19 protein-coding genes are annotated in these 19185 nt (G+C 60.4%); 15 read left to right on the top strand and 4 right to left on the bottom strand.

Annotation, left to right across the window (positions count from 1 at the left end):
- Window positions 1-102: 102 nt before the first annotated feature.
- A complete protein-coding gene (locus NVS32_RS05010; RefSeq protein WP_042089108.1) occupies window positions 103-600 on the bottom strand; it encodes a helix-turn-helix domain-containing protein in 498 nt (165 codons plus the stop codon).
- A 226-nt stretch (window positions 601-826) separates the two neighbouring features.
- Window positions 827-1636: a DeoR/GlpR family DNA-binding transcription regulator gene (locus tag NVS32_RS05005; protein WP_158553514.1), complete on the bottom strand. Its 810-nt coding sequence runs from the start codon at window positions 1634-1636 to the stop codon at window positions 827-829.
- Window positions 1637-2089: 453 nt separating this feature from the next.
- Between NVS32_RS05005 and NVS32_RS05000 the strand changes: the two genes are divergently transcribed.
- The 12 genes from NVS32_RS05000 to NVS32_RS04945 all read left to right on the top strand — a co-directional run bounded on the left by NVS32_RS05000 (window position 2090) and on the right by NVS32_RS04945 (window position 13624).
- Window positions 2090-2359, top strand: coding sequence for a PTS sugar transporter subunit IIA (locus NVS32_RS05000; protein WP_258498932.1), 270 nt, complete (start codon window positions 2090-2092; stop codon window positions 2357-2359).
- Window positions 2360-2471: 112 nt separating this feature from the next.
- Entirely contained in the window at window positions 2472-3227 is a 756-nt protein-coding gene (locus tag NVS32_RS04995) for a PTS mannose/fructose/sorbose/N-acetylgalactosamine transporter subunit IIC (RefSeq protein WP_032111122.1), read from the top strand.
- The gene (locus NVS32_RS04990) at window positions 3227-4057 is read left to right on the top strand and encodes a PTS system mannose/fructose/sorbose family transporter subunit IID (RefSeq protein WP_032111121.1); all 831 of its coding nucleotides are present in this window, start codon (window positions 3227-3229) and stop codon (window positions 4055-4057) included. The genes NVS32_RS04995 and NVS32_RS04990 overlap by 1 nt, the downstream gene beginning before the upstream one ends.
- A gap of 211 nt (window positions 4058-4268) precedes the next feature.
- Window positions 4269-4952, top strand: coding sequence for a ribulose-phosphate 3-epimerase (locus tag NVS32_RS04985; RefSeq protein WP_032111120.1), 684 nt, complete (start codon window positions 4269-4271; stop codon window positions 4950-4952).
- Between the two features lie 58 nt (window positions 4953-5010).
- On the top strand, window positions 5011-5496 hold the full coding sequence (locus tag NVS32_RS04980) for a PTS sugar transporter subunit IIB (protein WP_052009891.1): 486 nt from the start codon (window positions 5011-5013) through the stop codon (window positions 5494-5496).
- 73 nt (window positions 5497-5569) lie between these two features.
- On the top strand, window positions 5570-6673 hold the full coding sequence (locus tag NVS32_RS04975) for a galactitol-1-phosphate 5-dehydrogenase (RefSeq protein ID WP_199563124.1): 1104 nt from the start codon (window positions 5570-5572) through the stop codon (window positions 6671-6673).
- Window positions 6673-7233 (top strand): phosphoheptose isomerase family protein, encoded by a 561-nt coding sequence (locus tag NVS32_RS04970; protein WP_032111118.1) that lies wholly within the window; start codon window positions 6673-6675, stop codon window positions 7231-7233. The genes NVS32_RS04975 and NVS32_RS04970 overlap by 1 nt, the downstream gene beginning before the upstream one ends.
- An 11-nt stretch (window positions 7234-7244) precedes the next feature.
- A complete protein-coding gene (locus NVS32_RS04965; protein ID WP_032111117.1) occupies window positions 7245-7874 on the top strand; it encodes a hypothetical protein in 630 nt (209 codons plus the stop codon).
- 668 nt (window positions 7875-8542) lie between these two features.
- Complete coding sequence (locus NVS32_RS04960; RefSeq protein WP_032111116.1) at window positions 8543-9361, top strand: HAD family hydrolase; 819 nt, start codon at window positions 8543-8545, stop codon at window positions 9359-9361.
- Window positions 9362-9796: 435 nt separating this feature from the next.
- A complete protein-coding gene (locus NVS32_RS04955; protein WP_032111115.1) occupies window positions 9797-11287 on the top strand; it encodes a M20/M25/M40 family metallo-hydrolase in 1491 nt (496 codons plus the stop codon).
- Between the two features lie 60 nt (window positions 11288-11347).
- The gene (locus NVS32_RS04950; protein WP_032111114.1) at window positions 11348-12682 is read left to right on the top strand and encodes an MFS transporter; all 1335 of its coding nucleotides are present in this window, start codon (window positions 11348-11350) and stop codon (window positions 12680-12682) included.
- A 123-nt stretch (window positions 12683-12805) separates the two neighbouring features.
- Window positions 12806-13624, top strand: coding sequence for a MurR/RpiR family transcriptional regulator (locus NVS32_RS04945; protein ID WP_258498931.1), 819 nt, complete (start codon window positions 12806-12808; stop codon window positions 13622-13624).
- A gap of 24 nt (window positions 13625-13648) precedes the next feature.
- Here the strand turns inward: NVS32_RS04945 and NVS32_RS04940 are convergent, their stop codons facing one another.
- Window positions 13649-14326, bottom strand: coding sequence for an AroM family protein (locus tag NVS32_RS04940; protein ID WP_032111112.1), 678 nt, complete (start codon window positions 14324-14326; stop codon window positions 13649-13651).
- A 2-nt stretch (window positions 14327-14328) separates the two neighbouring features.
- A complete protein-coding gene (locus tag NVS32_RS04935) occupies window positions 14329-15267 on the bottom strand; it encodes a DUF1177 domain-containing protein (protein WP_032111111.1) in 939 nt (312 codons plus the stop codon).
- A 278-nt stretch (window positions 15268-15545) separates the two neighbouring features.
- On the opposite strand from NVS32_RS04935, the gene NVS32_RS04930 reads away from it, so the two are divergent.
- From NVS32_RS04930 to NVS32_RS04920, 3 genes are all read left to right on the top strand, one after another.
- Window positions 15546-17192 (top strand): ABC transporter substrate-binding protein, encoded by a 1647-nt coding sequence (locus NVS32_RS04930; protein ID WP_199564831.1) that lies wholly within the window; start codon window positions 15546-15548, stop codon window positions 17190-17192.
- 117 nt (window positions 17193-17309) lie between these two features.
- Window positions 17310-18266, top strand: a complete 957-nt coding sequence (locus NVS32_RS04925; protein WP_032111110.1) for an ABC transporter permease — start codon at window positions 17310-17312, stop codon at window positions 18264-18266.
- Window positions 18266-19180, top strand: coding sequence for an ABC transporter permease (locus tag NVS32_RS04920; protein ID WP_081920117.1), 915 nt, complete (start codon window positions 18266-18268; stop codon window positions 19178-19180). The genes NVS32_RS04925 and NVS32_RS04920 overlap by 1 nt, the downstream gene beginning before the upstream one ends.
- Window positions 19181-19185 lie beyond the last annotated feature (5 nt).

Below are 19185 nucleotides of genomic sequence, written 5' to 3'. Positions count from 1 at the left end.
CCGTCCCGCACGATGGCATAAGTGCCGGCTTGCGCGTGAGGACCGGCTCTTTTCCATGATATGCAACCCAGGATGGTCGCTCCTCAGTTGGCAACTGAAAAATCACTGGGCGGGCGAGGGCGACTGCCTGACCGGATGGCTGCCGGCCTGCCCTGCACGCAGGGGGCCGGTGTGAAAGAGGGTCTGCTCTCCCAGACTCCACAGCTCGTCATCGGTGGCGGAGCGATCGAAGCCGTGGTCAATGCACCAGATGATGATGGCGTCTCGGCGCACCTTGGGCCACAGCTCCGATACGCCAGACAGGCGCAGGAGCCGTTGCGTCTCGCGAAGCGTGCAGCGCATGCCCAGGGCAAGCATGATGGCATGGTCCCTGCCGGGGCGGCTCTTGCCGGCAAAGATGTCGTAGACAACGGTGCCGTTAAGACCGGAGGCGCGTACGACCTCGGCGCGCTTCATGCCCTTCTCGTCCAGAAGCTCTCGCAGGTAGTGGGGGAGGTCGCGATTGAGGGTGGAGTCCGGCTCGCCAAGGTAGGACTCCACGTTGGGCGCTGCCAGGAGGCGGGCGAGAAGATCCTCTGTCAGGCGTTCCTTGCTGGCCATGCGATTCCTTCCGTTTTTGCGACTGGGTGGCAAGCCGCGGCTGAGGCAATCGTACGCCTCCTTGGCCGCCCCCGATTGAAAACTGCGGCTTAATTGCAGTTAACCGCCTGTGGTCGCGAGAGAATCCGCAGGCAGATAGCTTGCGTCTTGATTGTGGGGTGCAATTAAGCCGCAGGTTTGCGGTGGAAGCAACTCTTTGGAGCCGTCCGAGGTGGGGCGGTGCGCGCTAGAGACCAGCTGTCTGCCGTACCACCTCGACCACCCGCGCGCGGCCACCGTCAACGCGCGCAGCCTCTGCCACAACGTCGCTGGGATCTGTGTCCATAATCACAAGGTCAACGTTGCCTGGTTGGGCAAAGGGAACAAACAGCCTGCTTGCGCCGACCTTAGTTGCATCCATGAGGATGATTACCTTGCTGGCGTGCTTCATGAACTCCTTCTTCGCGTCGGCGGTCACCTGCCGCTCCGCGAGGAAGCCCAACCTTCTCTCAAACCCGTCAGCACCGAGAAAAACCTTGTCTACGTGTGTTCCCACCAGTGATGCGCTGAGGTAGGGACCATAGAGGTGGAAGCCTCGACCAAGGATGCCGCCTGTGCTAATGGGAGTAGCGTTGGGAAGGTGCTGCTGGATGTACGTGTGCGCTGCAGGCTCATCGGAGATGATGGAGATGTCCCTCTTCTTGTCAAGGCTGCGGATAAATGCAAGGGTCGTGCTTCCCGACCCCACAAGGATGGTCTCGCCGTCGTGAACCAGCTCGGCTGCTGCCTTGCCAATGGCGTCCTTTGCCCTCACGTTTCTCCTGATGCGTGTGGGAAGGCTTGGAACCACAAGTTCTCGGGCGGGCACGGCGCCACCATGTATGCGCTTGAGCTTTCCCTCGTGCTCAAGCTCGGTAAGGTCGGTTCGAATCGTGACCGCCGAGACGCCAAACTCTGTGCTGAGCTCAGAGACCACAACCTCGCCCTTTCTCGAGAGCATGTCGAGAATTCGATTCTGTCGCTCCTCGGAGGTAATCCTTTGTGAGGCGTTTGTCATCGGGAGGCCTCCAACTCCAGTGCCGTGACGGATACAGTACCCATGCTGAAGCAGCGTTACGAGTGCGAAACAATGTGAGCATGTAGCATCACAAGTTATTTTCCTGCTCATTCATACGTTTTACCCGCAGAAGCTATGCAGCTAGTTTGGCAATGCCAGGATTTGCTTTCCATTGCTTTCGTTTCGCATCCATTCACCGAAGCGAAAATACCACTCAACACACACCGCAAGTTTTTGAGCACCCTCCAATTTCGACGTGGATACTATCTGAATAACCAGAGAAGCACAGAGAGGGGTGAACATCAAATGGTAAATATTTTACTTGTCACACATGGTGAGTTTGCTCGGGGGATAACCTCAGCTCTCACACTTATCATGGGAGAAGCAAAAGGATACGCAACCGTGTCCTTGAATATTGGGTAGTCACCTGATGCATTTCTTGATGAGCTCACTATGAAAGTCCACTCGCTCTATGAAGATTCAGAAGGCAGTGGCGTGCTTGTTCTCACCGATCTTTTTGGCGGCACCCCATGCAACTGCATAGCACGCATTATGAACGAGATGGGTACCAAGAAGATTCGGTGCGTAACCGGGCTCAACCTGCCCATGCTTATCGAGGTCGTGAGTGACCGAGACGAGCAGGATCTGCCACATCTTGAAGAGACGGCGCTTGCCGCCGGTGGTAAAGGAATGGTCAGTCTAGCTGAGAAGATCTTCGGCTAAGCCACACGTACAACCAAACTTGAGAGGGGGACCCAAGGCGATCAAGGGCTAGCTGAAGGCTGCACTTTTTTGTTCTGAATCTGCTGGGGCGTGTAAGTAGAAGGTGAGAGTAGTGATAGTACAAGCCATTCTTGTTGCACTCATCACGACCTGCTGCACTTGGTGGTTTAGCCACGTCGTAACCAGGACCTGGCTGTACCCGCTGTGGTCGGGATTCCTGGTTGGCCTGGTGCTCGGAAAGCCCGTGGAGGGCATGATGATCGCTGCGGCGATCAACCTGCCCTATGTCGGCTTCATCACTGCCGGTGGCTCCATGCCGGGTAACCCGCAGTTCGCAGGTCCCGTTGGCACGGCGCTCGCGCTCGTCTCCGGGCTTGACGTGAACTCCGCCACGACGGTCGGCGTCATTCTCGGCAGCGTGACGATCATGGTGTGGACGGCATACATGTCCATCAACACGCTGTGGGTCCACATGGCCGAGGACTTCCTCAACAAGGGCAACATTCGTGCCATGAGGATGTGCAACTACATCCCGTCGTTCTTCGTCTCGTTCATACTCAACGGCATACCTGCCATGCTCGTGGTGCTTTACGGCGCCCCGTTTGGCGAGTGGTTCCAGACCTTCCCGCAGTGGATCGTCGATGGCTTTGGCATCGTCGGCGGCCTCATGCCAGCACTTGGTATCGCAATGCTGCTTCAGTACCTGAACAAGCCCAAGCTGATGCCGTTCTTCTTCATCGGCTTCGCACTTGCCGAGTTCATGGGCCTCACCACGATGATGGTCACGTTCATCGCAGCACTTGTCGCAATCCTGCTCTACAACTACCAGTCCGATAGCACCAAGAAGCTGACTGGGGGCGAGGCATAATGGCGCTCTCGAAGAAGACACTCGTCAAGAACTGGCTGCTCACCTATTCGTCCGAGACTTGCTACAACTACGAGCGACTCCAGGGCCTTGGCAACACGAACGCGTTCGTGCCGGTCATCCGCGAGCTGTATCCCGAGGATAAGCAGGCCGAGGAGCTCAAGAAGTACCTGGTGTTCTATAACACCGAACCCTCTTGGATGGGCACGATCATCAACGGCATCACCTGCGCCATGGAGGAGAAGAGGGCCGAGGGCGCGGACATCTCCGCAGATGACATCATGCTGATGCGCTCTTCGCTCATGGGCCCCATGGCAGGCATTGGCGACACCGTCTCGCAGTCGATTGCCTACCCAATCCTCGCCGGCATCTGCATTCAGCTTGCCCTTGCTGGCAACTTCGCAGGCCCCATCATCTTTGATGTTGGCTACAAGATTCTCCAGCTTACTTGCGGCTACAACATGTACATGCTGGGCTACAAGAAGGGCCGCGACGCCATCGTCGACCTGCTGCAGAGCGGCATCATCAACAGAGTCCTCGACGCGGTCTCCATCGTTGGCCTCATGGTCGTTGGTTGCATGACCGTTGGCAACGTCAAGGTCGACCTCTCCTGGCTCGAGTTTGACTGGACCAACGAGCTTGGTACCGTTTCGCTCAACCTGCAGACCGGCGTCTTTGACGCGCTGCTCCCGGGCCTTCTCCCGCTCCTTGTGGTTCTTGGAACCTGGGCGCTCCTGTCCAAGAAGCAGGTAAAGCCCCTCACGATGGTGCTGATCATCTTCCTGGTTGGCTTTGCCCTCGTGGGCATCAAGGCTCTCATGGGCCTGTATTAGACCGTTTCCGGCTGCCACGCAAGACGCGCCGTGGCACGCTCTAGAGCGAAGCAAGACAGTGTACGTGCGGGTGCCCTCCTGTCCGAACAGCCATGTCCAAGTGGGACAGGAGGGCACGCTACCCAGGCCCCCGCAGCGCTTGCACCGCGACGAGGGCTCGGTACAAGTATGAGCCTTTTGCCGCTCGCGGCGGGCTCTTCAGGGGGTTGACATGGGAAACAAGAAGGATGTGGACATCTACCCCTCGGTAATGTGCTGCAAGCCGTGGGACCTTGAGGCCTACGTGCGCGCCTTCGAGGAGGCGGGTGTTGCCGGGATTCACTTTGATGTGATGGATGGGCATTACGTGCCAAACATCATGCTCGGCTCGGAAGACTTCAAGGCAATCCGACAGCTTACGGACCTCTCGATTGATGTCCACATCATGGCTACCGAGCCAGAGCGCTTTGTCCCGTATTTCGGCCTCCGCAAGGGAGACTCGCTGAGCTTCCATCCCGAGGTTTCCCTCCAGCCGTATAGTCTGCTCGAGAGCCTTCGGGCCATGGGCGTTTCCGCGGGCCTTGCCCTAAGTCCGGGCGTGCCGGTGAGCTATCTGGAGGAATGCCTCGACGTTCTCGATTTTGTCATGGTCATGGCTGTGAGTCCGGGCTTTGCCGGTCAGAAGATGGTTCCCGACCATCTTGACAAGCTGCGCAGGATTTCCGAGATAACCTCTCAAGCAAAGCACCCGATAAGCATTGTGGTAGACGGCAACACGACGCCTTCGAATGCCAGGCACATGCATGAGGCAGGTGCCACGGGGTTTGTGGTTGGTACCTCCTCGCTCATTCAGGGTGGTCCTAGCGCATTTTCAGAGAAGTACAGGGCCTATCAGGCCGAGATTGTACGAGCGTAGTAGCTACGCATTTGTCACACGAGAAATTTGGTCCGGCAACCCAAAGGAGAGCGGAGCCATGAGCGTGAAGAACCTTGTGTTTACCCGTATTGACGACCGTCTTATCCATGGCCAAGTCATGACGGCATGGATCCACCAGTTCCCAGAGTGCGCCCACATCATGGTTGTGGATGACCAGGTGAGCAAAGACCCGTTCATGACCAAGATGTTCCAGCTGCTACTCCCCGAGGGAACGACCATCGAGACGCTCTCGGTGGATGATGCGGCCCCCAAGCTGAAGGAGGGTCTCCCTCAGCAGACCATTCTGTTGGTGAAGTTCCCGCTTACCATTAAGCGCCTGGTTGATGCCGGCGTCGACATTGACTTCGTGAACATTGGCGGCATGGGCATGTCGGCTGGCAGGAAGAAGTTCTACAAGAACATTGCCGCCTCACCCGAGGAGCGAGAGATCTTCAAGGAGCTCGTCGCCAAGGGCGTGAAAGTTGAAATCAGGATCGTACCCGCGAACAACGCCGTAAGCGTCGAGGGGCTACTCAAGAAGTAGGCCTCCCCATTCCGTGCGCGAAGGCGACTGTGAGCGAGCAACAACGACTTCGAAAGATGGGAATGACGCACATATGGACTTCTCACGATATCTCTCGCCATCTGCGTACCACGAAGGAACGATGAAGGCATGCAGGCTCCATCGCATTGGCGAGTTCACCACCGATACCGTCTCGATTCCCAAGCCCGTTGGTGAGCAGCTACTGCTCAAGGTAGAGGGCTGTGGGGTTTGCGGCTCGGACATCCCAAGGATTTTCAAGCTTGGTACCAGCAAGCAGCGTTACCCCCTCACCATTGGGCATGAGTTCGGTGGCACCATTGTCGAAGTGGGGGAGGACGCGGACAAGAACCTTGTGGGGAAGCGCGGGGCGATATTCCCTTGCATACCGTGTAGGAAGTGCGACGCGTGCCTCTCGGCCAACTATGCCATGTGCGAGGACTACGACTACCTTGGGTCGAGAAGTGACGGCGGCTTTGCCGAGTACTGCTTGGTACCTTCTGCGTGGCACTTCGTCCCATCGACAAACCCGGACACACCCGGCGAGGCCCTTGCCATGACCGAGCCGTGCACGGTTGCGCAGCACGCCGTGAGGAAGGGCGGGGTTACCGCCGGCATGAACGTCCTCATCATGGGAGCTGGGCCCATCGGAATCATGGCCGCTCGCTGGGCAAAGCTCTTTGGGGCGTCGGTGGTTCTCTCCGAGATCGTCGAGGAAAAGTGCGAGTTTGCCCGCGCGCATGGGTGCGAGGTCATCGATTCCAAGGAGGTCGACCTTGTTGAGCGCGTGCGCGAGCTTACGCACGGCAGGGGCGTTGACGTGGCCATCGAGGGAACTGGCAGTGGGTCTGGTCTGGGACAGGCCATCGAGTGCACGCGTACCTTTGGGACCGTTGTGATGATGGGCAATCCTGCGAGCGATACCACCATCAAGCTGGCGCAGCACAGCCAGATTCTGCGCAAGGAGCTGAGCCTAAAGGGCATCTGGAACTCCCACTACGCAGACACGCCCATCAACGAGTGGCACTACACCGTGCGCATGCTCGACGAAGGCAAGATGAAGGTCACCGACCTCATCACCCACAAGAGCTCGCTGGACGGGCTTCCCGCGCTTTGCTCGGGAATCAACGATCACTCGATTCTCATCTGCAAGGCCATGTACGTGCCGGAGGCAGAGTGATGGCCGGGAGGGACTCGACAGCTCTTGTCCTTAAGGAGCTTGGAGAGACCCTCCCCTCTCTTGACGATGCACAGCTTGATTGTCTTGTCGACGAGCTGTTGGTTCCCGGGCGACGCGTCCTTGTGATGGGCGTAGGGAGGATGCTCATCTCGCTTAAGGCGTGGGTCAAGCGCCTGAAGCACCTGGGGATTGACATCAACTATGTGGGCGACGAGACCGAAATGCCCGTACGCGAGCACGACCTTGTGCTTATCGGGTCGAGCTCTGGGGAGAGCAAACTGCCCGCCGAGATAGGTCGTATTGCCCGCGAGAAGGGCGCCGACGTCTTCTACATTGGGTGCACGCCTGGGAGCACGATTGATTCGCTCGCCTCAAACCGTCTTCTTCTTCGTGGTCGCACCAAGTTTGCGGGCCGTGGGGAGTATGCGTCCGAGCAGCCCATGTCCACCCTTGTTGAGCAGGAGCTATTTCTACTTGGCGACATTGTTGCGCTTGAGATCATGTGGCGTATGGGGTGGACCGAGAAAGATGTGAAAGATCGACACGCAAACCTCGAGTAAGGGAGCGGGCTGTGGACTTCTCTGGCTTGGTGGACAGACTTAAGGAAATGGTTCCTAAGCCACGTCCCGAGGTCAACCTGAGCTTTGACGAGTACGTCGATGTGCTGTACGGCATAGTTGAGCAGTGCGCCGAGGACGTTTGCCAGAGTGACGAGGCGTGTGCCCTGAGTGGCAATGATGTTGCCACGGCCAGCGCGCACAAGAGGGAGATTGGTGTGTGGCAGGTCGTGCTTCTCTCGGCCATGAAACTCTGGAACTCGAGCGGGCGCTTCAAGGACAAGACCAAAGTGGCGATTGAGAATGAGATGATCTCGCGAGTTGTCTCTGGGCAGGGCCTTTCTGGTGACGAGGCCGAGGCTTTTCGAAGCTCGTACTTTGATGCGGCGACGAGGCTTGCCAAAGGTGACGAGCAGGGAAAGATGTCTGACGAGCAGCGATATGCCGTGCAGGTTATTGCGCTCATGCGGGCTGCGCTTTCGGCCGGCTACGACGGTGCGGAGGATGCTCTCAACGCTGCAACGGAGAAGTCCTCGATGCGCGTTCTGGATATGGAGCGTATGGTGGTCCACCTGGCCCAGTCTTCGGTGGTGGATGGCAACACCGCGCTCATGAAGCGCCCGCGGTTCTTTGTAGCGCAATAAGTGGGTGTGTTTCCGGCCTTTTGGCGTCTCCGTTTTTAGGCGGGGCGCCGAAAGGTTAGTCTTTCTCGCTGTCCCCTTCGCGGCACCGTCCTCCGAGACGGCGGGCTTGGTGTGGGCACGTGGCGGCCCCCGAGCTTGGCCGCCTGGGAAAACTGCGGCTTAATTGCAGCCCGCCAGGAGGGGCCGAGGTCGCTACCTGCGGTTCTTCTCGGCAGCGACCCCGGCCAACTGCAATTAAGCCGCAGTTTTTGAGGAAAGGGGCGCCCTCGCAACGGAGGCGAGGGGCGCCCGTGCTTCGAGTCGGTCCCGCCCGTGGCCTCCAGTCCCGCAAAAGCGCACGCCAAAACGACCCCTACTACCAAGTCCCTGGGAAAACGCCGCCGAGAAGAACGCCGGATCGTTTTCGTGTGCGCTATTTGAGCTGCTTCGGTACCGCCCAACCCTCTCGCTGCGGAAAACAGCCAAGGGCGCACCTACTATCACGTCACCACAGCGGGTGGCCACGGCTTTCCATGGGCACGAAAGGCATTACATTTGACGGAGACCAGGCTTCCCCGGGTACAGTGGTAAGGGGTACTGGCGAGAAGACAGTTGATGCCAGTGCCGAGATGGGAGACGCGGGCGTTACCGCCTTGTAGCGCAGGTGGTGCAGAGAGGGTAGGGGCGAAATGCCGAAAAACACCAAGCTCATCCTTTGCGACATCGATGGGACGATTCTGCCCAAGGGCAATCCCCAGGTCTCCCAGCGCACGATACGGGCCTTCCACGCAGCGCTTGATGCCGGCATTGCCATTGGTCCCGCAAGCGGTCGCGGAATCGACTGGATTCCGCCCTTCTTTGGCGGGGATGCCGCTTGCTGCGCCACCTGCCTGGCCACCAATGGCCAGCAGGTCTACCTCGGTGGCAAGCTAGTGTACGAGGAGCGCCAGCCGCACGACGCGCTTGTGCGACTGGCGGCAATGCTTGCGGGCGTACCGCATTCCGGGATGCTCTGCTTTGACGGAGGAACGCCGCTCCTGGTTGCCGGAAGCCGAGAGGACCTTAGGCGCCCCTTTCCCGCCTACGCCGAGAAGTGCGTGCCGGTCGACGCCGTACCGGATGTGGTGGTCAAGGCCAACGTGTTCGTGGACACGGACGAGGCGGGCACGCGAGATCTTATCGCCCGGGCGGCGCGCGAGGTTCCTGAGCTGGACCTCGACTACGCGCACGCAGGCTTCTCCAACGTGATGCCGCACGGCTACAACAAGGGTTCCGGAGCGCGCATGCTGTGCGAGCTTCTCGGCATTGACGCGGACGAGGTCGTGGTCTTTGGCGACGCCGGCAACGACCTGCCGCTCTTCTCGGCGGTTCCCAACTCCGTGGCGGTTGCCAACGCCCAGCCCGAGGCGGCAACGGCAGCCCGCTGGCACATTGGCCGCTGCGAGGACGATGCCGTTGCCGCTGCGATCGAAGCCCTCGCCGTCGGCGAATGGCCCTTCTCGGTGTAGCTTAGTCCCAGCGCGCCGGGAGACCTCACGCGCCGAGCTCAGGAACAACCTCACGCGACAACCTCACACGTGATATTTATTTTTTGATATTTGGCAGTGAAACCCCAGTTAAGAGCGCCAGAATATCAATAAAGAAAAAACACGTGTGAGGTTTGTCTCCTCAGCGCTGAACGGAATCACACAACGGCCTGTTGCTTGGACGGGCAGCGAGAAGATTCTACGGTTTGGCAGCCGTGCGGGCGGCCTCTGTGGTCTGTCGAGAAGGACTTCTACGGTGCTGTTTTGCCCATATCTGCGTTCTTTATCGATCACTGTGAAGTAGGGCCAGTGTTTCCGCAGGTCGCTGAAATCGAAATTCTCAGATACCGATAAAGAATGGAGGGGGAGGGGGCGAGGAGGAAGAGCTACCATGGCCCAAACGTCACTGGAGGCGCCATGGTTGCTGTCATTCTCATCCTGGTAGTCATTCTCGCGTTGGCAGTCGCATGCGTGGTTCGCGCGGCGGCGCTCAAGCCAACGCTTCCGGCCGGCTCGCCCATCGACGCGGGCGGCTACCATGCCGGCGACGCGGAGGTCGAGCGCTTCCGCACGCTACTGCGTATTCCCACCGTCTCGCGAGACGACCCGGCCAAGCTTGACCGCGAACCCTTCGATCGCTGGGTGCCCACGCTCCAGCGCCTCTACCCGCGCACGTTCCAGGCGTTCGAGCTCACCCACATCGACGAGTACGGCATCCTCATGCGCTGGCCTGGGCGTGACTCCTCGTTGGCGCCCGTCGTGATGATGGCCCACCACGACGTGGTGCCAACCGATGGCCAGGAGTGGACCTACCCGCCCTTTGAGGCCGAGGTCCACGACGGGCAGATCTGGGCCCGCGGCACGCTCGACAACAAGCTCTGCTTCTGCGGCTGCATGGAGGCGTTCGAGCACTTGTTGGCCAAGGGCTACGTCCCGCCGCGCGACATCTGGTTCTTCTCGTCCTGCTGCGAGGAGACCTCTGGCCCCACGGCCGACAATGCCGTGGCGTGGCTGCGCGAGCACAACGTGCATCCCTGCATGGTCCTCGATGAGGGCGGCGCGGTTGCCACTGGCGTGCCCCTGGGCGTGACCTCGCCCATGGCTATGGTGGGCGTCTCTGAGAAGGGCCATGTGGACGTCACCGTGACGGCGCATGGTACGGGCGGGCACGCGTCTGCCCCCTCGAACAACGATGCCACACGGCTTCTTGCCCGCGCGACGGAGCGCATCTGCGGCCATCCCGGAAAACCGCAGGTTGCAGATGCTGTCACGGCCATGCTTCAGGAGCTCGCGGCCCGCGGGAGCTTTGCCTATCGCATCATCTTTGCAAACATGTGGCTCTTCCGGCCGCTGGTGGGGCGCATCCTTGCCGCCGGTGCCGAGACCGGCCCCATGGTCCGCTCGACCTACGCGCTCACACAGCTTCAAGGGTCGCCTGCGAGAAACGTCCTGCCGCCCGAGGCTACGGCTAACCTCAATGTGCGCGTGGCCCCGTTCGAGGACGTGAGCGCCGCGCTTTCTCGCGCTCGCGCTCAGGCTGCCGAGGAGTGCCGCGCGTCCGGTGTTGCCCCAGATGCCGTGAGCGTGGAGATTGCCGAGAACAGCCTGGTCAACGAGCCCTCGCCCTTCTCGCCGCACGACGACGTGCAGTTTGACTACATCCGTCGCTGCGTCGCCGGTGTCTATCCCGAGGCGGGCGTGTGCCCCTACGTGCAGACCAGCTGCTCGGACTCGCGCTCGTTCACCAAGATCTGCGACCATGTGTACCGCTTTGCCGCCTTCATCTACACGCCGGTGGCGCGCGGGCTCATCCACGGGGCCAACGAGCGCATCCCGGTTGATGACTACAAGCGTGGTGTGGAGTTCTACGTGGCATTTGTTCGAGGGCTTGACCAGCTGAAGGCATAAGGAACGCAACCAAGGCCTGCCGCGTCGCCTTCCGGCGTTGCCAGGACGAGAGGAGCCAAGATGGCCGAGAAGAAGCAGGGCACTACGCCCAAGCGGAAGATCCCCTTCGACTGGAAGCGCTGTGCGATCGCCTCTCTTCCCTTTATGGGGATGATCTCGTTCTGGCAGGTCTTCGACGGCCTGGTCCCCAAGATGCTCACCCAGACCTTTGGTCTCTCCAACTGGCTCACCGGCGTTGTGATGGCGCTCGACAACGTGTTTGGCCTGTTCCTTCTCCCGTGGTTTGGCATCCTCTCCGACCGCTGTCGCTCGCACCTGGGGAGAAGAACCCCCTTCATCCTGGCCGGATCTGCCGTTGCAGCGGTCTCTGTACCGCTCATCGCCGTGGCAAACAACCTGGGAAGCCTGCCTCTGCTCATCGCGATGATTCTGGTGACTCTGGTTGCCATCTGCTCCTATCGCACCGCGACCCTGGCGATTGTGGCGGATATCACGCCGCGTCCGCTGCGTACCAAGGGCGACTCGGTCGACAAGATTGTGGGATACGCGGGCACGGGCGTCATGCTGGTGGCCATCTCGGTTCTTGTCCCCTCGGTGGCCAACCCGGACTACGTGCCGGTGTTCCTGCTGCAGGGCATCGTGATCGCCGTGGCGGCCGTGGTCTATCGCGTGCTTCTCAACGAGCCCAAGTCTGTGGCAAAGATGCATGAGGAGAGCCTTGCCATGGGCATCAAGGAAGACTCGATCGATGCGGATGACGACGCCGAGGAAGGCAAGGAGCGCGTGACCGACCCAGAGCTCGTGCGCTCGATTGCCCTGCTCCTTGGCGCCGTCTTCTTCTACTACATGTCCTATAACGCCATGACCACCAATATCTCGCGCTACGCGTCGGACTTCTTCTCGATGCTCGGCGGCTCCTACGCAATCATCAACATTGTCACCATTGCGGGCGGGCTTCTCTCGTACGTTCCGGTGGCCAACCTCTCCCTCAAGGTGGGCAGGAAGCGCGTCGCCCTCGTTGCCGGCTTGGTGATGACCATCTGTCCGGCCATCATGTGGCTCTTCCCGTCGTTCACGCCCCTCTACTACGTTCTCTTCCTGTTCATGGGCGCTTCTCTGGGTGCCGTTGACCTGTGCGTGTATCCCATGATCCTCGAGGGCTGCAGCTCCCGGAGCGTTGGCCGCTACTCTGGCTACTACTACACGGTGAGCATGGCAGCGCAGGTTGTGACGCCCATCCTCTCCGGGCTGGTGATGGATGTGGCCGAGTCTCAGCTCTTCCTCTACATCACCGTGATGGGTGCGGCCATGTGCGCCTTCATTGCCCTGGCCAAGCACGGCGACTCGATCCTCGCCGACGAGATCCTGCGTCGCGAGGCCAACGCGGGGGAGTAGGGCTGGCCAAACGGGCCATGGCACGAGAAGCCCTTCTGTGGCACCATACACGATGTCTCGCGAACTCGCTTGCATGGCGCGAAGCGGATGGTGGAGCTTGATTGATGGAGGGCGGAGTACCGGGTGGACCTGATAGAGCGCATGAAGTCCCAGGAGGGGAAGTTTACCGAGTCTGAGCTTGCCGTCGCCCGCTACATCGCAGGTCATCCCATGGATGTGGTGGGTAACACCGTCTCGAAGGTCTTGGAGCTCTCAGGCCTCTCGGCTGCAACCATCGTGCGCATGTGCCAGCGCATGGGATATAGCGGCTTCTCAGAATTCCGCTTTGAGATGGACCGTCAGCTTCTCTCCAATGGCACGCAGGAAGAGGGTGGCGCGAGCGAGGGCGGCCTCCTCTCCCGTTTTGTGAACATCAACGTTGTTCAGCTGCGCAAGGTTGCGGAGGCAGTCGACGCGTCGTTGCTCAACCATGTTGCTGCCTCGCTCTGCAATGCGCCACACGTTGCCGTATGGGGCGTGGACCGCATGTATGAGAGGGCGTTGCAGCTATCTGCAGGCCTCATGCATGCAGGCATCTTTAATAGCGTGACAAACGACACGACGGTGATGGATGACGTGGCAAGCATCCTAGGCAAGGGCGACGTCTGCGTGGTCATCTCGCAGAAGGGTCGCGACTACGATGCCTATGCCCTGCTCATGGATGCTATTCGCGAGAACGGAGGAGAGGTCTTCTTCGTTACGGTAAATGCCCGAAGCCAGTTCATCTCGCACGCATCGAACGCAATCGTGCTGTCAAGCATTATGAACGGCGGGCGGTCGAACCTCGCAGATGCCCAGCTCACCATTTACATATACCTGGAGATTCTTCTAGACGAGGTTGCCTATCTGCAGAGCAGGGCGGAGGGTGTCAACGCTAAGGCAAGTGTGCCGGACGGGGAGTGAACCCCGTCCGGATCAAGAAGAACGCTAGCCGAGAAGCTCGGAGACAACCGAGGCAACAAGGGTGCGCGGCAGCAGCACGTCGAGGCCAGACGCCTCGCGCGCGGCGTCGCGCATCTGCGTGGTGAATCCCATGCAGTCAAGGCAGAGGAACGCGTCGTTTGATTCGCGAAGTCCGGCTGCCGTTTTTCGCACGCCGCCGATGCCTGCGTATGGGCTTGCCGAGACAACGTCTACCTTGACGCCGTGCTCACCCCACCAGACCCTAGCCTGCTCCACCTGGGACGGCTCGGGCACCATCACCGCCACGCGCCGCCCGCCCGCAAGGGCGCGGGCAACAGCGTGGAAGAGCGGCTGCGGATAGACGAGAGGAACCTCGTGGCGCAGCTCGGGAAAGGACCCCGTGCACAGCACGATGATGGCCCGGGCACCCTCACGCTCCGCCTGGTCGATTCTTTCCTGCACCAGGGGCAGCACCTTGGTGCCTGAGAAGGTGACCTGCGAGCCATCGCGCATGCGCGAAACAAGCACCTCGTCGCCGGGCTCGGGCGCAAGGTCGCGCTCGACGTCGTTTACCGTGAGATCGTCGAGCGCCCCATACTGTACAAGCTCAAGTGTTGAAGAGAGGCGCGACTCAAGGTCCGCTGTCATGTCCGTGCGGGGCGCCTGTCCCACGGTGATGCCGGCAATCCGGGTGCGTGCCATCCCTAGCGCGCCTCGCCTGGCGTCTGGAAGCGCTCCATGGTGCCGTAGAGCTCAACCAGGTGGTCAAACTGCGCGGGGTCGTAGAAGGAGCAGGCGCCCTGCCCGTAGACCTTGGCCAACTCGACGGCAAAGCGTGCCGCCTCCTCGACGTCGGTGCCGTGCGTGGCGCCGGTGGCGCAGCCGGCAACCATCTGCTCGGTGGCAATTGCCACGCCCACAACCGGCGCATCTGTCGCCGTGGCGGGCTGCAGGATGCTGTTGAGGTGGTAGAGGTCGTTGCCGTACGGGGTGATGTCCTGCTGAGAGAGGGCAAATACCTGCGGCATCTTCCCGGTGACGCGCGTCATAACGTCCATGAGGTCGTTGGAGACCGAGAGGATGTAGCCCTGCATCACGGTGGGGGAGATGGCGATGCCGTTCACGTTGATGATGCGGTTGCCCTTGGTGGTGTCGATGGAGACCACGGCATCCATGCGTGGGTCGACCTCCATGCGGTTCATGGTCTCCATGTCGATAGGAGAATCCATGAAGGGTACGGGCTCGTGCGGGAGCGTGGGGGCGTCGGGGCATACATGGGTGGCAACGATGACATCGCCGGTAAGGACGTCGCCCTGCTCGTGCATCTCAACGAGCTTGAGGGCGGCGGTGAGTGCCGCGAGGGCGCCATCGCCATCGGACACGGCTCCAATGAGCTCCGGGCGGGCGCCAAGGCCACCAAGACGGCCGACGATGCCAAGCGTAGGGGCTTCTCCGCCGTTCGACTTACCGTTGGAACCAGGGATGAGGATCTTCATGCAGTCGGTTCCGCCACGCTCGCCAGAGACGCGCTTGACGGTGACGTCGCTTGCACCGCGACCACGGAGGAAGTCCGCAACTTCGTTTCCCGAGGCGGAGGGCTTGTCGATGAGGTCGTAGATGTCGAGCATCTGACGAAGGAGCATTGGAATTCCTTTCAACGAAATACATTTCATTTCATAAGCCGATTTGAGCGTATACATCGTTAATAACCGGCTTGTTTACTATCTACCTTAGCCTGACGAGCGAGAATAATTGTTACAGCACGATGTAACTTGTTTCATACGAGTGAAATACCCCCATACAGCGAAGGCACCAGGGTCAGCAGCATGGCATGCTGCATCCAACGACCCACCTGGGTCAACGCGCATACTCTGCGTTGGTTGCCGAGACATGTGCTCTCGGCGTATGGGAGGAGCTGACAATGAGCGCTCAAAACAAGGCCAAGTTGAACATACAGGAGTCCATGGCATGCCTCTCGAGGCGTGGCTTCCTGCGCACGGCGGGAATGCTGGGCCTAGGCGCAGTTTCGATGGGGCTTGCTGGATGTGGCGGCAGCTCCGATACGTCGGCCTCCATGGGGGCAGGTGGAACTGCGGCGGGAGGCACCCTCGTGATCTCGCTGCCCTCCTCGCCCAAGTACCTTGACCCCATTCTCTACACGGGCACCTACGAGTCCCAGATCATCAACTGCGTATGTGACACGCTCGTTGACTACAACATGGACCTCTCCCAGATTGTCCCGGTGCTCGCGACCGACTGGACGATCAGCGATGACGGCCTTACCTACACCTTCAACCTGCGCAGCGACGCCAAGTTCCAGAAGGGTCAGTATCAGGACGGTCGCGCCGTCACCGCGGAGGACATCAAGTACTCCCTCGAGCGCTCCGCCAAGCAGTCCTCGATGAACCGTCTTGCGATGCTCGACCACGTTGATGTTGTGAGCGACACGACCGTCAACTGCGTCCTCAACGCCCCCGCCGCCTCGTTCCTCACCGCGCTCACCGACGCCGGCAACGTCATTGTCCCCAAGGAGGAGGTCGAGGGCTGGGGCGTCTCCTTCGGCGACCACCTCGTTGGCTCCGGTCCCTTCAAGCTCGACCAGTTCCTCAAGGACCAGGAGTCCGACCTCTCCAAGAACGACACCTATTGGGGTCCCACGCCTAACCTCGACGGCGTGACCATCAAGGTCGTCACCGACATGACCCAGGCTGCAAACGGCCTCACCACCGGCGAGCTCGACATGGCCACCTCGCTCACCGGCGAGTCAATCCAGACCATCAAGAACAACTCCGACCTGGTCATGCAGCAGACGCCTGCCCTGCACATCGCCTACGTCTACTTCAACCAGGTGAACGGCCCCACCGCCGACCAGCGCGTGCGCAAGGCCATCCTCATGGCGATCAACCGCGATGACCTGGTGAAGGGCGTCTATCCGTACGGCGAGGCCGAGACCGCCTCGCTGCCGCTCCCCAAGGGCAGCTGGGGCTACGATGCCTCCGTCGAGAGCGACGTCCCCACGTACGACCCGGATGCCGCGAAGGCGCTGATGGCAGAGGCGGGGTACGCTGACGGCCTCTCGCTCAACCTCTACATCTCCAACACCGAGGCCCGCATCAAGATGGGAACCATCCTCCAGCAGACGCTCAAGGAGACCCTGAACATCGACCTCACGCTCAACCCATCCGACTGGGGCACGTTCAGCGCAACGGCCGCCTCTGGCACTGCCGACATGTACGGCATGAGCTGGACCTGGTATCCCGACCCGTTCTTCTTCCTCAACAAGCTCTTCAGCAGCTCGGAGGTGGGCGCGCTCGGCAACGGCGCTGGCTTTAGCCACCAGGACGTGGACGACCTTCTCGACAAGGCCCTTGCCGTCACCGACCAGGACCAGCGTGCCGACTACTACAAGCAGGCGCTCAAGGCGATCGTCTCCTACGACCCGATGCTGGTCTACGCCTCCGAGTTCGTGAACACCGGCCTCACCACCAAGGTCCAGGGCTACGAGCAGCGCGCCGACGGCAAGATCGTCATCGTGAACGACGAGGTCAACGTCTCGAAGACCGCGTAGCAGCAACATCGTTTCTAGCCAGTCGAGGGGGCACGGGCGAGACCTGCGCCCCCTCGGCACCGAATGGGGCCATCCTGAGTCGCATTCGGACGAGAACACCCAGGGGGTGGTAGCAGGATGGCCAAGACAATCATCAGGCGGGCGCTTCAGACCATCCCCGTCCTGCTCGTGGTCGTTACGTTCACGTTTGTCCTCACGCGCATGATTCCTGGCGACCCCGCAGTTACCATGCTTGGTCCCCAGGCATCGCCCGATGCCATCGAGACCATGCGAGAGAAGATGGGCCTCAACGAGCCCATGCTCCAGCAGTACGTGAACTACGTCCTCGGCGTATTGCAGGGGGACTTTGGTTATTCGTACTCCTATAACGGCGCCGTGATGCCAATCATCCTGAGCCGGCTCCCGTCCACGCTCATGATCACCATCACGGGCCTTGTCCTGGCCATTCTCGTTGGCATCCCCATTGGCGTCGAGTCCGCGGTAAAGCAGAACACCGCCTTTGACTACATCTTCATGGTGCTCGCGCTTGTCGGCGTCTCCGTGCCCATCTTCTGGCTTGGCCTGATGCTTGTCCTTACCTTCAGCGTCAACCTTGGGTGGCTTCCCGTTATGGGCATGGGCAACATCGCCAAGGGTGCCTGGGACGTGGTAAGCCACATGATCCTGCCATGCCTCTGCCTGGCAACGATTCCGGCTGCCACCTTTGCCCGCATCACGCGTTCTAGCATGCTCGAGTCCATCAACGCGGACTACATCAAGGCGCTTCGCTCCCGAGGCATCAAGGAGTCCGTGGTCATCTGGAAGCACGCGTTCAAGAACGCGCTTCCTCCCATTGTGACGGTGCTGGGCATCCAGCTTGCCGGCGCCTTTGCGGGCGCAATCCTCACCGAGACGATCTTCTCCTGGCCGGGCTTGGGCACCCTCATCGTGAATGCGGTCAACGGCCGTGACTACGCCCTCATCCAGGGCGTGGTTCTCTTCTCGGCAGTGGTCTTCGTCTTTGTGAACCTGATCGTCGACATCGTGTACATGCTCATTAACCCCAAGGTGAGCTATGAGGGAGGTGTCCGCTAATGGCAGAGCAGACAACCTCGAGCGCCCCAGAGGCCCTGAGTGACGCCGCCAACCTCGAGATGCTCAGGCGCGAGCGGCGTGCCAACAACGCCTGGCACAAGCTCACGCGCAACAAGATGGCAGTCGTGGGCCTTATCATCGTGGCCTTCATGGTCTTTCTCGCCATCTTTGCGCCGCTCATCTCGCCCTATGACCCCAATGTCACGGACATGTCCAACATGTTTGCGGCACCGGGGCAGGCGGGACACCTCTTGGGCACCGACTCCTATGGCCGCGACCTTCTTTCGCGCATCATCTATGGAGCGAGAATCTCGATCTTCATCGCCATTGGCGGCACCATCGTGGGTGCCATCATCGGTGTGCTTCTCGGCCTGGTTGCCGGCTTCTTTGGCGGTGCGGTCGACTCCATTATCATGCGCATCATGGACGGCATGATGGCCTTCCCCTTCATTCTGCTCGCCCTCATCCTCATGACCATCCTCGGGCAGGGGACGCAGAACGTGATCATCGCCATTGGCGTGGCAAACGTCCCCAACTTTGCCCGCGTGGTGCGCGGCCAGGTGCACGTGGTGAAGAACGAGGAGTACTGCAACGCCGAGAGGGTCATTGGAGCCTCTCCTGCGCGCATCCTCTTCAAGCACATCTTTGCCAACGCCATGTCGCCGGTCATCGTGTACTTCACGCTCAACATCGCAAGCGCGATCATCTCCGAGGCGGCCCTCTCGTTCCTCGGCCTTGGCGTGCAGCCGCCCACCGCGTCTTGGGGCGCGATTCTCTCGGAGGGCAAGAGCACGCTGCAGACCGCACCCCACATCGCCACCATCTCGGGCATCTTCATCCTGCTCACGGTGCTTGGCTTCAACCTCTTTGGCGACGGCATCCGCGACGTCTTCGACCCCAAGCAGAAGCGGTAGGTGAC

Origin of the sequence: Tractidigestivibacter montrealensis, assembly GCF_024741235.1 — a bacterium.
Lineage (GTDB): Bacteria > Actinomycetota > Coriobacteriia > Coriobacteriales > Atopobiaceae > Tractidigestivibacter > Tractidigestivibacter montrealensis.
The sequence above is the reverse complement of the archived record's forward strand: the minus strand, read 5'-3'. Positions and strand labels throughout refer to the sequence as shown.

Bases quoted from the DNA above. Each gene is read 5' to 3' on its own strand.
- NVS32_RS05000 (WP_258498932.1), top strand. From the start codon at position 2,090: ATGAAAGTCCACTCGCTCTATGAAGATTCAGAAGGCAGTGGCGTGCTT.
- NVS32_RS04920 (WP_081920117.1), top strand. From the start codon at position 18,266: ATGGCAGAGCAGACAACCTCGAGCGCCCCAGAGGCCCTGAGTGACGCC.
- NVS32_RS04970 (WP_032111118.1), top strand. From the start codon at position 6,673: ATGGCCGGGAGGGACTCGACAGCTCTTGTCCTTAAGGAGCTTGGAGAG.
- NVS32_RS04955 (WP_032111115.1), top strand. From the start codon at position 9,797: ATGGTTGCTGTCATTCTCATCCTGGTAGTCATTCTCGCGTTGGCAGTC.
- NVS32_RS04935 (WP_032111111.1), bottom strand. From the start codon at position 15,267: ATGCTCCTTCGTCAGATGCTCGACATCTACGACCTCATCGACAAGCCC.
- NVS32_RS04960 (WP_032111116.1), top strand. From the start codon at position 8,543: ATGCCGAAAAACACCAAGCTCATCCTTTGCGACATCGATGGGACGATT.
- NVS32_RS04940 (WP_032111112.1), bottom strand. From the start codon at position 14,326: ATGGCACGCACCCGGATTGCCGGCATCACCGTGGGACAGGCGCCCCGC.
- NVS32_RS04975 (WP_199563124.1), top strand. From the start codon at position 5,570: ATGGACTTCTCACGATATCTCTCGCCATCTGCGTACCACGAAGGAACG.
- NVS32_RS04985 (WP_032111120.1), top strand. From the start codon at position 4,269: ATGGGAAACAAGAAGGATGTGGACATCTACCCCTCGGTAATGTGCTGC.
- NVS32_RS04990 (WP_032111121.1), top strand. From the start codon at position 3,227: ATGGCGCTCTCGAAGAAGACACTCGTCAAGAACTGGCTGCTCACCTAT.
- NVS32_RS05010 (WP_042089108.1), bottom strand. From the start codon at position 600: ATGGCCAGCAAGGAACGCCTGACAGAGGATCTTCTCGCCCGCCTCCTG.
- NVS32_RS05005 (WP_158553514.1), bottom strand. From the start codon at position 1,636: ATGACAAACGCCTCACAAAGGATTACCTCCGAGGAGCGACAGAATCGA.
- NVS32_RS04950 (WP_032111114.1), top strand. From the start codon at position 11,348: ATGGCCGAGAAGAAGCAGGGCACTACGCCCAAGCGGAAGATCCCCTTC.
- NVS32_RS04980 (WP_052009891.1), top strand. From the start codon at position 5,011: ATGAGCGTGAAGAACCTTGTGTTTACCCGTATTGACGACCGTCTTATC.
- NVS32_RS04930 (WP_199564831.1), top strand. From the start codon at position 15,546: ATGAGCGCTCAAAACAAGGCCAAGTTGAACATACAGGAGTCCATGGCA.
- NVS32_RS04925 (WP_032111110.1), top strand. From the start codon at position 17,310: ATGGCCAAGACAATCATCAGGCGGGCGCTTCAGACCATCCCCGTCCTG.